A 15216-nucleotide genomic window follows, 5' to 3' on the forward strand; every position below is an offset into this window, starting at 1 on the left:
GCGGGCATCACGACGAGCAGGCGCGTCAACGTGATTGGCGACCGCTATGCAGAAATCCTGCGCCGTGAACGCATTGAGAAGCTATTTAGTGATGCTGAGTGGAATGCCCTAAAGGACATGCTTGCCGGTGTTTGCAGCGAACCGGCTGCGCTGATCCGTGGCAGCCTGTCCATGGGGTGGGAAGACGCGATTGAGGATGGCCTGGCGGATAAATGGGACGTTGATCCTGTAGGGTTGAGTCGCAAGCTTGCCGAGCTTAACTATCTGCAGGAAGTGTGTGTAATCGAAGCGGTTGAGCGCTGGTGGCGGAATCAGGACAATGCCGGCACCGCTTGATCTAACGGGTAGACGCTTTGGTCGTCTTCGTGTACTGGCTGCGAATGGACGAGTGAAATTCGGACGTGAGCAGACTGCGTGGCTCGTGGTGTGCAATTGCGGTCGGCAGGAGACGCTGGCCCAAAGCCTACTCACCCAGCGCGGCTGGCGCGAGTGCTCCTGGTGTCAGCGCCCGGAATGCGTGATCTGTGGTAACAAGGTCCCTTCGGATAGACCACGCAGCAATGCGTGTTCTGATGCCTGCGCTTCTACCCAACGTCGCAGGACCAATCTGGAGCACTATCACCGACGGGCTGCTGATCCTGAGTTTAATCGCCGTCGCCATCAGCGTTTGCTTGAGCGGATGGCGCGGGATACTAAGCTGGCAAACCGGGTTCGCCAGATACAGCGTACATCCGGTAAACGCTGGCGCAACGATCCCGTCAATCGAGAAACCATCAGGCAGTACATGGCGGCGCATTACGCTGCCAATCGTGTAGAGATTCAGGCGCGCCGACGAGCTCGACTGGACGCCATGACACCTGAGCAACTGGCCCATTGGCGGGTTCGTATTCGTACCTATCAGCGGCTCTATGCTAGGCGCTACCGCGACCAGATACGTCGTGATCCCGAGCGACATCGTGCCTATCTGGATCGGATGCGTGAATATCGACGACGTGGTGCGCTTGAAGCATTAAAACAGAGTGCTGCTAACGTTGACTAGGCACTGGCCCAACTATAAAAGCTTGGAGAGAAGCGAGAAATTTTAGTAGTGGATGGTTCGATGATGTCATGTCTTTATCCTTGTGGTCTGATGGCAGCTTCTGAGTCAGCGGCTCGCTCATGGCGGGGACTTCCTAAAACACAGGCAGCCAAGACTTTTCCCATTTTACTACGCCGCCTCCTTTTCCTCTTTTCAGAGGCTTGAATCTTCGCTGATACCTCTTACCTTGATATTCGACAATTTGTCTGGAAGCGGCTTCTGGGTAAAGAAGATCAAGGCTCTCCTCTAAAATCTCGTGTGGTGTTTTCGGCATAGCTCCATTGACACGTAAATAGGCAATGACATCCGCCAGTTTCGCTTCAGCCTTATCTACCTCCTCACGAGTGCCACCTTTTTCAAAGCTATCCAGTGCCCCTTCTAGGGCCTCATGTGCATCGTAGTAATCTTGTGGTGAATATTTCATGCTGCATAGTTTTCTTTTAACTCGGAAGCTCCAAACATTTGTACCATGTCCGTACAAGGGTAGGCCCTATATCTATTCGATCTCCGTGCGGATTAACCAGCTTGGATCAACATGGATGAACGCAGGGATGGCCAGCCACATGCGAATGCTCTGCGCGATGGCATAGAGTTCGTGCGTGTCGATTTCGCCAATGCAGGTGATCAACCCTGGGTAGATCTGAGTGGGATCATTCTGGCCGGGTATGCAGTCAGCCCATACCAGCTCACCGCGGCTATTGATCCAGAAAAACAGCCCATCCTCTACATTGGCCACGGTTCCCGAGGGCAACGTCAGGAGTGCTTCTTTCAGTCGCAACGCCTCTCGTTCCATCTGTTCACGGGATGCCGCTGTAACGGCCATAACCTCAGCCACTGTCAGCTCGATCCTGGTAGCCTTTTTAACCCTTGCTTCGAGTGCTTCGAAGCTCTCGCTGAACGGGGCGGGAAGGGTAGCTGAGCCTATCTGGATACGGCAGTGGCTGATATCACCTCTTGGACTCAGGACCTTTTGGACGATTACGGCGGGGCGTGTGCACATGATGTTCTCCTTGGCTTGGCTGTATACCCAAGGTCTCACGAGTTCTCGATGATGCAAGTTCGCCCACGCAGCATCGAAGCGCTGGGTTCAGACAAGCTGCACGTCCTTTGCCGCAGAGGCAGGTATCATTGGGCCGCTTGTATCAGGAGTCCCTAAACCTATGGAAATCATGTCCAGCGCCAGCCCTACACTGTCCTTAAACCTTGCCAATCACCCTGCCGAGTATCGAGCCGCGCTTGAAGCCCAAAAGGCCGAGATGTTTGCGTTCTGGCAGCAGAATCGCGAGCGCAGCTATGCCGAGGCGGGGAGGATTTTCAGCGAGAAGGAAAAACGCAAGGCGGGCTTTCGGGCCTGGGCAGACGCCCAGATCGAGGCGCTTGAGCCGCAGCAGTATCGCAACATGGTTCGCACCGAGCTGAACCGGCTGGTGAGCGGAAAGCCACGTACAGAGTGAACACGGGTTGCTTGGCTCCTGGCGCTCAGGAGCTGCCCCGTAAAATAGCTTGATCTAGATGCGAGGCATGTAATACTGTAAATGTATACAGTATTGGGTTGTACACATGGCAAAGAAAACTGCGTCGGCTCCACCTGCTCCCAAGCCCTATGAAGTGCTGGCGATGCGTCTTCAGCGCGTGATTAACAGTCCAGCGGCTCAACGCTCTAAAACAGCCCTGCTTGAACGACTGGAAAGCGATCCGGATGACGCATGGGATCGGGTCATGGAGGAATTGGGTGACACTGACAACGTGACCCTGGCTTTTCGCGATGATGGCAATGTCCAGATCTTCTGGACAGTTCCACAGGAAGGCTGACCGTACATTCTCTCGATCTTTGGTCGAAGCTACTCTCTCAACTACGCACCGTCCAAAGCTGATCCAGCCGGGTGGTGTAGCTCTGGCTCATCAGCTCGCGCCGCATGGCCCAGCCGGGTTGAGCCGTAATACGCGCAGGGCGGAGCATGCCTTTGCCGAACTTGCGGTTGATGGTATCCATGGTACTCATGAGGCGATCGGCACCTGCTGACTGCTCGGGCTGGAACAGGTCCATGGAGTATTCGCCACGCTGCTTGAGGTCCATCAGGAGGATCTCCGATTTCGCATAGCCATAGCCTTCGCGGTAGATGTGTTTCAGGCCGTGCAAGGCGTACTGGACCAGTACACGGGTGTCATCGGTGGGGTAGGGCAGGTTCAGGATGACGCTATTGGAGTAGCGCTCCTGTGGCGGGCCGTGCATACCCGTCTGGATGCCTACACGCATAACCTGGCAGAGCGACTGCTGCGCTCTTAGTTTTTCTGCCGCCCGAGCCGTGTAACTGGCCACCGACTCGGCCAGAGCGGAAAAGGTGTACTGGCGCTGACCAAACATTCGGGACGTGCAGATCATCTGCTTGGGTGGTGCCACCTCTTCCAGATCGATGCATGAGATGCCGCGCAGCTCGCGCACTGTCTTTTCCAACACGACGCTAAACATCTTGCGAATCGACCAGGCGTCGTACTGGGCGAGGTCCCATGCCTTCTCGATGCCCAACAGCTTGAGCTTTTCCTCAAGCCGTCGCCCAACGCCCCAGACGTCACCGACATCGATGTGCTGCAGCGCCCGGTTGCGGCGGTCGGGGTCTCTCAGATCCAGTACACCGCCAGTGGACTTGTACCAGCGTTTGGCTGCATGGTTGGCCAGCTTGGCCAGTGTTTTGGTAGTACTGATCCCAACACCTATAGGGATGCCGGTACATTTGTACACCCGCGCCTTGATTTCCCTGCCAAGCTTTTCAGGACATTCCTGTATTCCTGATAGATCTAAAAATATTTCATCTATAGAATATATTTCGCAGGCCGGGCTAATAGATTCTATGCATGACATGACTCGTGCGCTAAGGTCGGCATACAACGCGTAATTGGAGCTAAACACTTGAACTCCAAGGCGTTTTAGCTCGTCCCTGATCTGGAAATAGGGCGCACCCATCTTGATCCCTAATTTCTTGGCCAAGGCGCAGCGGGCAATAACGCAGCCATCGTTGTTGCTTAAGACGACAATCGGAGTGTGTTTTAAATCAGGCCTGAATACTCTCTCGCACGATGCGTAAAAGCTATTGCAATCTGCCAGACAATAGATTTTATCAAACATGACCGCGATGTGTCCGCAGACTGCATCGCACAACGCCCCAGACCTCAAGGTCGTCGCCTTCAAGGATCAGCCGGGGCTGGTAGAGAGGGTTATCGGAAAGAAGCGCCAGCGTTTCGCCGACCTTACCGAGGCGTTTAACAACTGGCTCGCCATTGATGGCAGCAATGATCACATCACCCTGTACCGCATCTGCTGATCGATCAACGACCAACAGGTCACCGTCGTGGATACCACTCCCAATCATACTGTCGCCATGGGCACGCACCAGATAGGTATGGGGTGCCTGGATCTCAAGCAGATGGTCCAGCGATATGCGTTCCTCGATGTGGTCCTGGGCGGGACTGGGAAAGCCTGCCGGAACGCGATACCCGTAAAGCGGGAGGGTTAAATCCGTGGCCGAAAGCGGGCCTAAAAGGGTGATGTGGTTGGGTTGCATGACGACATCCGAGCGACATGGTTATGTGTATTTATATACAGCATGTACATGCGAACAGTTCCCGTCAATGTTTAGACAAGTGTTTCAGAGCCTCCGAGTGTAATCCGCTATGCCTAAAAGTGAATACTTGATGAGATTTAATGTAGGTATCAAGACTGATGGCGTCTAAATGACATCAAAATAGCGCACGTGCCAGATTGCTCTCGGTAATCGCATTTTTTGAAGACACCGACCATAGGATATCTGTATGTGCCGGCTCGACAGATACCAAAATACCGGGCTTATAGAAAATATCCTAATGTAGGTAGTAGCCCTATATCCTCATAAGTTGAAATATGCTTATTCTTGGATAGGCAGGAAAGCTGTCTATGCGCCCAGATGGAGTTTGGCAATGAAGCTGCATAGTATCCGACTAAGTAATTTTCAATCCTTTGGTGAGCCCACGCTAATCACGTTTGAGGATGCAACCTATCTGATCGGGCCTAACGGAGCAGGTAAAACCGCAGTATTGCAGGCTTTATGTCGACTTTTCTCATTCGACCCTTTACTTCGCAGAGTAAAGCGATCCGACTTTTATGTGCCTTGTGATGAAGTGGAAGTGCCAGAGGAGCGCTCGTTGTGGCTTGAGGCTGACTTCCAGTTTCCAGAGCTTCTTACAGAAGAAGTTAACTTTACAGTTGCTCCTCATTTCGCTCATATGCGCTTGGATTCAGCAGACGGTATTCCGCGAGTCAGATACCGGCTCGAAGCAACAATGGGGATCGCTGGGGACATTGAAGAATCATTATTCTACGTCCTAGATGTCAATCATGACGGTAGTCCTTTGTCTACCGTTGCCGTAACCCGTGCTCATCGCAACGCGATACAAATGCACTATCTGCCAGCACGACGCGATCCTGCAGACCATATAGCCTATGGAGCTAATGCGCTACTTGGACGGTTGCTACGCGCTGTGAATTGGGAGGCAGATCGTGAGGCCGTAAAGGCACTCACAGATCAAATCAGCGAGTCACTGTCTGATAATTTGTCCATCAAAGCTTTCAGCGAAATATTGAAAAAAACTTGGAAGAGTCTTCATCGAGGTACGTTTTTTTCAGATCCTAAGCTTACTTTTATAACTTCAGAGATAGAGTCGTTACTTCGCCACATGTCCGTCTCCTTCACCCCTGGACATGATGAAAGTTTGGTTGACTTCTGTCGATTGAGCGACGGGCAGAAATCGATGCTCTATCTCTCGCTGGTGCTTTCATCTCATGCTATAGGACGAGCTGTTTTAAACGGTGAGTCAACAGCATTTGATATAAGCAGGTTGAAGCCGCCTTCATTTACCTTGATCGCTATTGAAGAGCCCGAAAACAGTCTTTCTCCACATTATCTTGGACGAATTGTTAATGCGTTGAACACATCGATTGGCGGAGCGGACTCCCAAGCACTAATCGCCACCCATGCTCCTTCAATGCTTCGTAGGGTTGAGCCCGAACATATTCGTTACTTACGTCTTGATACCAATCGAGTCACCAAGGTGACGACAATTCAGCTACCCGAAAATGATGGAGAAGCGCGTAAATTTGTAAGGGAAGCCGTACAGGCATTTCCAGAAATCTATTTCTCCCGTTTAGTCGTCTTGGGAGAAGGGGATAGCGAAGAAATAGTGCTTCCCAAGATTCTACAGGCTAAAGGTGCTCCTGTAGATGAGTCGGCGATCACTATTGCTCCCCTGGGCGGACGGCACGTCAACCATTTTTGGCGACTGCTAAGCGCGCTGGGAACACCTTATTTTACGCTGCTAGATCTAGACGTTGGCAGGTATCAGGGCGGTTGGGGACGTATCGGCTACGTTGATGACCAGTTACGTCTCCATTCTGAAGCAAATCAGCTTCCAGACTGGCCTCTTCCAAAATGGAATGTCGATGGGTTTTCTGTGAGAACTCATAATTGGTTCGAAGATAGAAAGGTCAGCTTATTTGCTGAACTGGAAAAGCGTAGGGTGTTTTTTTCTGAGCCTCTTGATCTCGATTTTTCCATGATGAAAGCTTATCCCAAGGCTTATGGAGTAGATCCCGCTGCTCCAGATGAGGCGACTCTAAAAGCTGTACTCGGCAAAAAACGACATCAGCCGGAACAATACAACACCGAAGAGCAGGAGCTTTTTGCCAGCTATCATTCAAAGTTCAAGCTGGGTAGTAAACCAGCAGCACACATCGCTGCTCTTGCTGAGCTGACTCCTGAGGATCTGCTAGCAACCTTGCCCGATTCGCTTAATCGCCTCGCAGATGCAGTGATAGCAGCGCTGGAGGAGCTTCCAGAATGACACGCCAAGATGCATGGATGCCGGCAGACGGTCTGACGCTGGAGAAAAACGCATTGCTTGCAGTAATGGAACCTCACCGCTCTCTAGCCCTAACGGCTGGCCCTGGTGCAGGTAAGACAGAAATCCTTGCTCAGCGAGCAGATTTTCTGCTGCGTACAGCGCTGTGTCCGTATCCCAAAAGAGTTCTTGCTATTTCGTTTAAGGTAGATGCAAGCCAAAACCTTAAAGATCGGGTGCTCAAACGTTGTGGATCTGATCTGGCGTCACGATTTGATAGTTACACGTTCCACGGATTTGCGAAACGAATTATTGATCGTTTTCGGCCGGTGCTTGAGGGAGCTGATGCGCTTGATGCTAACTACAAGATTGGATCTGAACATATAGAGCACAGTCAGATAACTTTTGCTCAGCTCATACCGTTAGCTACTAAAATACTGTCGGCATCATCTATAGCGCGTAATGCTGTATGCCAGACCTACAGCGATGTGTTCCTCGATGAGTTTCAGGACTGCACAACTGAACAGTACCGCTTGCTCAGGCTCGTCTTTATGAACAAGCCGATTCGCTTGACTGCTGTAGGTGATGTTAAGCAAAAAATCATGGGGTGGGCTGGCGCCATGGATGGGATCTTTGCCGACTACGCAAATGAGTTTAATGCTGTCCCCCTTCACCTTTTCAGAAACTTCAGATCAAAGCCGGCTCTGCTCCGCATGCAGAATGAGATTATCCGTGCGCTTGATCCTGCAGCTGTAATGGCCGGTGAACTTATCGCAGGTGAGGAAGGAGACATCTGGGCTCGTAACTTTGAGAACTCGCAGCTAGAGGCAAGCTACATAGCGGATTTGGTCTACAAATGGCATACAGTAGATCTAATTCCACTACGAGAGATTGCTATCTTGTTCTCTAAGCAGGTCAATGATTACGGCGCGTTGATCATGCAACACCTCGATGCGAAAGGGATTCCTTACCGAAACGAATATGAGTCGCAAGATCTAGTCAACGAACCTGTTGCCAGACTCATTGTTGACTACCTTTCATGTCTCTACCGCTCTCGTCAGCCCAAGTGCTGGACTCGTCTTATAGAGCGGCTCACGGTTATTGACGATGAGAACGCAGACTTAAAAGCGCAGGATAAATTTGAAAAGATGTATTCAAAACATCTCAAACACGTCAGAGCCCGAGCATGCTCTGAGAATCCTTATTTGGGCTGGTGGGAAATTGTCCAAGAGTTTATGGATCAGGTAGGCCTACCCATGTTAACTACATTGTCAGCTGATTATGAACAAAGATCACGGCTTAATGAGGTTATCGTCCAGGTTAACCAACAGCTCACCGCTCACTTTGAAAGAGGTTCTGATCTCTTGGCAGCGCTAAATAACTTTTCAAGTGACGAAACGATACGGCTTTTAACGATTCACAAGAGTAAAGGTCTGGAATTTCATTCAGTCATAATGCCAGCGATTGAAACCCAAACATTTTGGGGGAAAGCTTATGACGAGCGCTGCGCGTTCTTTGTAGGAGTGTCACGAGCCAAGGACCGACTTATGATTACCAGCTGCGACAGGCGTTTTCGTCCGCTTGGTAATCCGCCGCGTTGGCAGGAGCGGCGTAGCCCTCATGGTGAGTTCATAAGCTACATTACTCCGTTTTTATCGAAAAATGCCTGAGCTATGGCCAGTAATATCCAGCTCAGTCTGTTCGCTCAACTTGTCGGCCCTTGCTAAGTTACTGGGGTACATTGTTCTTCATTGATTGCGGTCCACGAATACTGCCAGCCCTTGCGCTGCATGAACCAGCCTACACCGACATCACTGCGGCCCTTGAGCCATGCCAGTGTTGGGTCTGCCTCAATGCACGTCCAGCCGTCCGGCCTCTGTTCCCACACAGCGCTGGCCACAAAGTTCGAACCTTCGACTTTCAAAACCTTCCTATGCAACACCTCTAATCCCGCTCATGTTTCAAACAATGTGTATTGTGCTTTTTCTCTTTCAGGGCGTCATTCAGGGACGGCCAGATAGCACAGGAAACCAAATGCCATAGCTGAGGAAATACCCATTCCAGCCAAGAAAAATGCTAATGCCATTTCTGGCTCCAATTAGGTGCTGGTTGGACACATGAGTCTTTTTAACCTGCTAAGGCGCATTCTTCACGATCTCGCCGGTTTCCACAAAATGATGCAAATAGGGTAGTAACTCAGCGACCTGCTCACGTGTTAAGTGCATTCGCGTGTTAATGACAACATCATCCGGTAACGGGAAAGGAACCCATCCAGTTGTTTGGTGTGTGTGTATGCCGTACTCCATTGCCCGTGAAGCCATGATCTTCGGGTCGCTATCGTCACAACCCAGCCAGATAGCATCTTCTTCGGCAAGGCTGCTCTTTTGCAGGCTGCACTTGACGCCGTATCGGTCTTCAAACGTGACCAGATCAAAGCCCCGTAAGGTATGCTCAATTTTCATAGCTCAACACCATGTGAGTTTAAGGAAACCCTGCTGTCATCTGCTCACCCGTTTCCAGATTGACCGACACGCAGTGCTTGCTGGTCTGCCCGTAGCGCAACAGCTCCCACACAATACTCATGCCTGCCGTGGTGACGGCGCGGTTAATCAGGCAGTCCTGTGTGGCAATCGACTCGGCGGCTGAACAGGATTTACGCAAGTCGTCTTCCAGCGTAGCGATCTCGGGAAAAACGTCCACCACACACGGATAGCGGCGGCGGTTCTGCTCATGCAGCGCCCCGAAAACAGCCTGCCCGTGCCGGTGGCCATTGCCAAGGTCCAGCCACATGCACAGCCGCTTGCCGTACCCGATTCGGGATATATCACGGCGAGCCGAGGGCAGGTCTACCGCCGAAATAATCAGGTCAGCCCCTTCAATGGCGGAATAGGTCTGTTTGCAGGGGAAACGGTGGGGAAGGCCCGTCCATGACAGGCCCAGCATCAGGTTGTAGCGGTTGGCAAGGCTTATGGCCTTGTTTTGCCCTAGATCACAGGGCCAGAAGCGCTGGCGCACCAGATTTGGCTCACGCACAACGCTGTCGTCAATAATCGTGACGTGCAGTCCTGCGGGATGACCCAGCGAGACCAGCGCGTGATGGAATGCAGCAAGGGTATCCACGACCTCACTGCCATTGCCGCCCGCGCCAATGACCACGATACGCGGTGCTTTCGAGCACCAGTGATCGGGTGTCTTGAACACGGTGGGTTCAGGATATAGAGGCGTAGCAGCACTCATAGGGTAGCCTCCTGTGTGATGGCCTCACGCAGGGTGAGCACCTGCATGTTCTGTCGGCGCAGTACCGGCACCAGTTTGGCGGCTGGAAAGGTCTTCTTGCATGAGAGGTCACGGTAGAACTGGATCAGCTTGGCAAAGCTATCAAGCCCCTTGATCGGACAGAGACCGCCCTGATGAGTGTTGGTGCTTTCCAGTACAAAGCGCTGCCACTGCGGGATGTTGGAAAGCTCAATCTCTCGCGGCAGATGGACGTTGCCGCTACAGAATGTGCCACCGGAATACACATTGCCCAGCGGCGGGTAGAACAGCTCGGTATCCAGCGTTGGGCGGTTGCTGCCCTTGAACGCAAAGCAGCGCAGTTCGACTCCCGCCTGTGCCACATAGATCAGGCCGGGGAGGGGGGCGCTAATCATCTCGTTGGGAAAGGGGATATCCAGTACCTGCCGTGGGGTATACCAGACGATCAGGTTGCGTCCACGCATGAGGATGCCCGGATCAATGAACTCGGCCTCGCCGGATTCCTCCTGCAACAGATTCAGCAATGCCTCCTTGTCCGATGCACTGAATGCCCGACCTGCGCCCAGTGTGAACTGTTTGCCGCCTTCCAGCGCCAGCACTTCATGGCTGGTGAGGTCGAGCCTGCCGGTTTCCTTGTGGTGATGAACCAGCAGGGCCTTTGAACTGATCTGCTCATGAAACATGCTTGAATTCCTCCAGTACGGTATCGAGTTTGTCCAGCAGGTAGAGGCATTGCTGGGTTCGTCGCAGGACGGGCAATACCTGTATTTCCAGACTCTCATGGGAAAGCGGGAATGCAACAAACAACCCGCAGGCGTTCTGCGCGTACCCTTCGAAGTGATCGCGGGCATCGTCTTCCAGCAGGGAGAATCGGCCACCGGCTACCGAGGCGTAGAGGGTCTCGAAAAAGCCTACGCTGTCTTCGGCGGAGGTCTCAAACTCACGTTCGTTAAAATCAAAGCCCGACTCTGCCGCTGCGATGCACACTTCAAGCGCTTCCCTGAGTGTGGCCAGCACTGCTGCATAGGCGGGGGCGGTGGCTAGGGAGTCGTCTATCTGCCGGATCAGCGTCTGCATCTCGGCCTTGTGGTCACAGCCTGTACGGTGGTCCAGACGGAAATTGCAGTGCTGATCAAAGTCATGCAGCTCAAGCAGAATCGCGGCGGCACGCGCATAGGCGTCTTCGTCAGGCTCGCCGTCCAGACCCAGTGCCCAGTCTTCAAACGGCAGGTTTTCGCTGGGCGTGTCCTTGAGATAATCCAGCAGCTCCGCCTCTCCCCACACGGCAAGGCTCTCCTTCAACGCCATGTAGGCTTCGCTGTGCAGATGCGAGTACACACCCTCGGGTCCGATAAAGCTCATGGGGGTATGAAACGGCACCAGAAACCAGCTCATGGCATCCAGCGTCTTGAAGATCAGGACATTGAGTTCTCGACAATCCTCACGGTCCAGCGGAATGGACAGGTCGATCTCGTTGAACTCGCTGGCGTACAGGACGAACTTTTCGTTCTCGATAGTGGCCTCGAAGTGCCACCTGAGCTTTTCCCCCTCAGTCATCAGTACATCCTGCAAAGCCGTCTGACACAGCGCCAGCAGTTGAGGCATACACGCTGGCCCGTCTGCAAGCTCAGGCTCTACATCCTCAAGCTCAACCAGCTCCTGCCGGATGCAGGCAGCGGTCAGGCGAGCAACGAAAGGCTCATCAATGACGGGCTGGCTCAGTTGCCTGACGCGCTTTTTGATTCCTGGAATCAATCCCTTCTTCTGAATCAGCATCCGCTGCTCAATGGCCGTGACCGCACGCTGCGTGAGCAGGTGCAGACCATAGGTGTTGGGGTACACCGCCAGCACTTCCAGCGCCTTGACGTCGATCAGCCCGCTGTCAAAGGCATCACGACAGAGCAGGGCATGGCCTTGACTATCCACCCGATAGGATTCATGCGTCTCAAACGCCGTGCTGACCGCCTCGCGCATGGCCAGCGAGACCGCTGGCAGCATGAGCGGCGTTAGCGTGGCAGCGGGGAACGAATAGTGCCCGGTACTGATGGAGCGTTCAGGAGTGCCCATAGCGTTTTCATCTGCTGGTGAGTAAGAGAAGGTCCATTGGTTCGTGACGCCATGTGGGCAGCGAGATCGCCGCTGCCCCATGCGTCCAAGATTTCCAGTGGATCAACCTTTGGCTCCAAACGATGCTTGCCGGAACTCGTAGACATGGCGGTCTCCCTCGATGATGGGTTCGACGATCTTGGCCCCTAGCAGGCGCGGGTAGCTTCGAGCGTAATGGCGCAGGACTTCTTCGGGCGAAAGCTCAGGGTTCGGGTCTGGCAGGTCTTGGCCGCTGGAACGGAAAATGCGGGTGAGCGTGAGAATGGATGCAGGCATGGTCGGGTCCTCAGAAATGGTCGGCAATGGAGAAGGGGGTGTCCGCCACTGCGGGTGGCGTGACGGATTCACGTTCATCCTCACTGGCGTCATCAACTGTTGCTGCTGCTGTTGCTGGCGAGGTTGCGGCGGGGGTAACAGGTGCAGGAGCCGCTACCGCCTTGCTGCCTGCCTGTTCCCTGATCTGGCGCAAGGCTTCAAGCGTGGCGGTGCCTTCGGCTACCACGGCGCTCACCTGCGCGAGCTTGGCGGTTAGCGCGGCTTCCAGTTCTTCCGGTGTGCCGGTAGCTACCAGTGGGCGGGTCATCAGCGCGTGGACTTGTTTGATCTCATCGCTGGCGTTGTCCTCGACAGGGCCGAGGTTGGCTGACAGGACCAGCCGAACGCGGCCCTCGCCTGCACCGGAGGCTTCGATGTTGATACGACCTTGGGCGGTGACAGCACTGGCAATGGAGGTGAAAAAAGTCATGTGAGGCTCCTTTAGTTATGGGTTCAGGCGGCTACGGAGGGGCTGCTGTCAGCCGCTTTTGCCGGTGCGGGCGTGAGGAAGACGGGGAGGTAGCCCTGCCATGAGAAGCCGTCTAGCGGAACGAGCATGGCCTCGACCAGTTCCTTCCGCTTGCTTGAGGTGAGCTTCTTGAATGCCCCCTTGCCGTGTGTGTTTTCGTAAGCCGCGATAAACCCTGAACGCTCGCAATCCGCTACCAGTTCGTCCTTGGTCAGAATGTCCAAGTATTCGCGGGTAACGCTGAACGTCTGGCGCGGATCAAGGCTGTGGCGTTTGATCAGCTCGCCTGCCAACAGGCCGGATTCATGGTTATCGAACTCGTCATTGGTAACGGTGCGACAGAAGGCGAGACCCGAAAGCTGGACCAGTACGGCCAGCAATTTGGCTTCGTCATGCTGCGCCAGCTCGGCTATCCATTTGACGCGCTCACGAACCATCGAAGGGCGTGGGGGAAGGCCCTCGGACTTGAGCATCTTGTCTGCAAGTCCTGCTTCAATGTCGCGGCTCAGGTCATTTACCACGCTTGAGATAGCCTGTGCGTAGCCGTAGGCCGGAGCACTGGTAAAGTGCCCATGTGCGAGTTTGACATGGGCCTTGTGTGCCACGCGGCGCAGGGCTGTGCGAAGCGTCTTGGGCTTGCTGGATGAGGGCTTGGCCTTGGGCGCGGTAGTGATTGACGTTGCGCCAGCCGTGCCCGTAGTTGTCGTGGGTACGGGTAGGGGCTGAGTTGCCGCCTTCACTGCCGCTTGGTAGTCGCTGACTTTTTCTTCATGACATGCGCTGTTGAAGCAATAACGGCCTACCAGTGAGCCTTCCTTGCCGTTGCGGGTATCAAGGATGACGCCGTAGCTGGCGCAGGACAGGCAGGCTGTTGCCTGCTCTTGCCCCACACCCTTGCTGCCGTCCGTAGCAATAATCTGGTAGCTGTTGGCCGGAACCTGATCGGCGCGGTGAACGGTGCCGTATTCAGCCTTGGCCTCTTCGATAGCGGCATCCAGATGAGCCTTTACCTTGTCACCCCAGCAGGTGAGGTTCTGGCACTGGCCTGAACCTACGCTGGTATCAAAAAGGTCTGCATAAGAAGATGAGTTGTGCGAGCAGCCCACGCACTTGGCGGTATCGAACACTGCCTGATCGAGCCTGCGGGTGAGCTTTATCAGGCGGTCCCGCGCCTCGGTTACACCGACATTGCCTTCTATGATCTTGGCCAGCACCATGTCCTGATCGTGGTGTTCCAGGGGGCACAGCAGTTCGGCATGGCCGAGCTTGATCTGGCCGTCCAGTAGCGCCTTTTCCACCGCACCGCTGGCATGGGTTAACAGGATACGGGCGCTGAGTTTGGAACGGCTCCATCCGAGCAGCCGCATCACCTCGTCGTGGTCGTTCTCGCACTGCACCAAGAGCGCCGCCGCCGCGTTGGCTTCTTCAATCGGCGTCATGTCCGAGCGCTGTACGTTCTCGGTTACAGCCGCCACGCGAGCTTCGTCGTCGCTAAGCACACGAACGAGACAGGGAATCGACGCCACGCCCAACTCACTGGACGCCAGCCAGCGTGTTTCGCCTGCCACCACTTCGTAGTCGTGGTCTGGATCATTGCTGACGGGACGAACAAGGATCGGCTGCAAGACGCCTTGTTGCCGGATGCTTTGCTTGAACGCCTCGTAGCGCTCGGCATTACGCCCCTTGCGCGGCTGGTTGGAGTTGCGGCGGATACGGGCAACCGCGAGGTGCTTGATTTCGACCGATTCAGACATGGCTGACCTCTATTCAGACGGTGGGTTTGTTCCTGCTTCCTGAATCCAGCGTCTCATCGAAATCGGGTTATGCAAGTGCCGAAAAGGCACTTTAAGGCATTAATTTTTAAAGTTTTTTGGGCTTCCAAAGAGGATTTTTACGGGTACAGGCTGTACAGCCAAAAATACCCTTTAGGGGCGCTTTTAATCGGGGCGGCAAAAGGTTTGTGCATTCTGTACAGCGCCGCTTTGGGTAAGGCGGTTAGCAGGTTATCTCAGAAAATCAAGGTATTTATTTACTACCAATCCGGCTACTGCCTACCCGCGCGGGTAGGCAGTACGCCGATGGCTAGGGCTTACCTCGCTTTACACTGGCAGTCCTTTCCATCCAT

18 protein-coding genes are annotated in these 15216 nt (G+C 53.9%); 6 read left to right on the forward strand and 12 right to left on the reverse strand.

The annotated features are described in order from the left end of the window. The coding region (locus tag GM154_RS16900) for a hypothetical protein (RefSeq protein ID WP_219652869.1) at nucleotides 1-336 on the forward strand (336 nt) is incomplete at its 5' end. Continuing rightward, complete coding sequence (locus tag GM154_RS16905; RefSeq protein WP_219652870.1) at nucleotides 320-1039, forward strand: hypothetical protein; 720 nt, start codon at nucleotides 320-322, stop codon at nucleotides 1037-1039. The genes GM154_RS16900 and GM154_RS16905, both read left to right, overlap by 17 nt. Before the next feature lie 133 nt (nucleotides 1040-1172). Here the strand turns inward: GM154_RS16905 and GM154_RS16910 are convergent, their stop codons facing one another. Together GM154_RS16910 and GM154_RS16915 are read right to left on the reverse strand one after the other, a co-directional pair. Beyond that, complete coding sequence (locus GM154_RS16910; protein ID WP_219652871.1) at nucleotides 1173-1502, reverse strand: hypothetical protein; 330 nt, start codon at nucleotides 1500-1502, stop codon at nucleotides 1173-1175. 72 nt (nucleotides 1503-1574) lie between these two features. Beyond that, entirely contained in the window at nucleotides 1575-2078 is a 504-nt protein-coding gene (locus tag GM154_RS16915; RefSeq protein ID WP_219652872.1) for a hypothetical protein, read from the reverse strand. A gap of 160 nt (nucleotides 2079-2238) precedes the next feature. Here GM154_RS16915 and GM154_RS16920 point away from each other — a divergent pair, with 160 nt between their 5' ends. Both GM154_RS16920 and GM154_RS16925 read left to right on the forward strand, forming a co-directional pair. Continuing rightward, entirely contained in the window at nucleotides 2239-2532 is a 294-nt protein-coding gene (locus tag GM154_RS16920) for a hypothetical protein (protein ID WP_258019887.1), read from the forward strand. Between the two features lie 106 nt (nucleotides 2533-2638). After that, a complete protein-coding gene (locus GM154_RS16925) occupies nucleotides 2639-2890 on the forward strand; it encodes a DUF1654 domain-containing protein (RefSeq protein ID WP_125889994.1) in 252 nt (83 codons plus the stop codon). A 37-nt stretch (nucleotides 2891-2927) separates the two neighbouring features. Here the strand turns inward: GM154_RS16925 and umuC are convergent, their stop codons facing one another. Continuing rightward, nucleotides 2928-4202, reverse strand: a complete 1275-nt coding sequence (umuC, locus tag GM154_RS16930; RefSeq protein WP_125913127.1) for a translesion error-prone DNA polymerase V subunit UmuC — start codon at nucleotides 4200-4202, stop codon at nucleotides 2928-2930. Next, nucleotides 4195-4638, reverse strand: coding sequence for a LexA family transcriptional regulator (locus tag GM154_RS16935; protein WP_125889996.1), 444 nt, complete (start codon nucleotides 4636-4638; stop codon nucleotides 4195-4197). The genes umuC and GM154_RS16935 overlap by 8 nt, the downstream gene beginning before the upstream one ends. A 391-nt stretch (nucleotides 4639-5029) precedes the next feature. On the opposite strand from GM154_RS16935, the gene GM154_RS16940 reads away from it, so the two are divergent. Together GM154_RS16940 and GM154_RS16945 are read left to right on the forward strand one after the other, a co-directional pair. Beyond that, nucleotides 5030-6949 carry an ATP-dependent endonuclease gene (locus tag GM154_RS16940; protein ID WP_125913128.1) on the forward strand — a complete coding sequence of 640 codons (1920 nt, stop codon included), beginning with the start codon at nucleotides 5030-5032 and terminating at the stop codon, nucleotides 6947-6949. Continuing rightward, on the forward strand, nucleotides 6946-8616 hold the full coding sequence (locus GM154_RS16945) for an ATP-dependent helicase (RefSeq protein WP_125913129.1): 1671 nt from the start codon (nucleotides 6946-6948) through the stop codon (nucleotides 8614-8616). The genes GM154_RS16940 and GM154_RS16945 overlap by 4 nt, the downstream gene beginning before the upstream one ends. Before the next feature lie 53 nt (nucleotides 8617-8669). Here GM154_RS16945 and GM154_RS16950 read toward each other — a convergent pair whose 3' ends face one another. The 8 genes from GM154_RS16950 to GM154_RS16985 all read right to left on the reverse strand — a co-directional run bounded on the left by GM154_RS16950 (nucleotide 8670) and on the right by GM154_RS16985 (nucleotide 14845). Next, entirely contained in the window at nucleotides 8670-8870 is a 201-nt protein-coding gene (locus tag GM154_RS16950; RefSeq protein ID WP_219652873.1) for a hypothetical protein, read from the reverse strand. Between the two features lie 211 nt (nucleotides 8871-9081). Then, a complete protein-coding gene (locus tag GM154_RS16955) occupies nucleotides 9082-9408 on the reverse strand; it encodes a hypothetical protein (RefSeq protein WP_073450571.1) in 327 nt (108 codons plus the stop codon). 19 nt (nucleotides 9409-9427) lie between these two features. Next, entirely contained in the window at nucleotides 9428-10183 is a 756-nt protein-coding gene (locus GM154_RS16960; protein ID WP_125913225.1) for a PRTRC system ThiF family protein, read from the reverse strand. Beyond that, nucleotides 10180-10884: a hypothetical protein gene (locus GM154_RS16965; protein WP_125913224.1), complete on the reverse strand. Its 705-nt coding sequence runs from the start codon at nucleotides 10882-10884 to the stop codon at nucleotides 10180-10182. The genes GM154_RS16960 and GM154_RS16965 overlap by 4 nt, the downstream gene beginning before the upstream one ends. Continuing rightward, a complete protein-coding gene (locus GM154_RS16970; RefSeq protein ID WP_125913223.1) occupies nucleotides 10874-12268 on the reverse strand; it encodes a hypothetical protein in 1395 nt (464 codons plus the stop codon). Before GM154_RS16970 ends, GM154_RS16965 begins: the two co-directional genes overlap by 11 nt. 102 nt (nucleotides 12269-12370) lie before the next feature. Continuing rightward, nucleotides 12371-12583 (reverse strand): PRTRC system protein C, encoded by a 213-nt coding sequence (locus GM154_RS16975; protein ID WP_010799322.1) that lies wholly within the window; start codon nucleotides 12581-12583, stop codon nucleotides 12371-12373. A gap of 10 nt (nucleotides 12584-12593) precedes the next feature. Then, the gene (locus tag GM154_RS16980) at nucleotides 12594-13052 is read right to left on the reverse strand and encodes a PRTRC system protein E (protein WP_125913222.1); all 459 of its coding nucleotides are present in this window, start codon (nucleotides 13050-13052) and stop codon (nucleotides 12594-12596) included. Nucleotides 13053-13075: 23 nt separating this feature from the next. Then, on the reverse strand, nucleotides 13076-14845 hold the full coding sequence (locus tag GM154_RS16985; RefSeq protein WP_125913221.1) for a PRTRC system ParB family protein: 1770 nt from the start codon (nucleotides 14843-14845) through the stop codon (nucleotides 13076-13078). Nucleotides 14846-15216 lie beyond the last annotated feature (371 nt).

It is taken from the genome of Pseudomonas sp. MAG002Y (assembly GCF_019400845.1).
Classification (GTDB): domain Bacteria; phylum Pseudomonadota; class Gammaproteobacteria; order Pseudomonadales; family Pseudomonadaceae; genus Chryseomonas; species Chryseomonas luteola.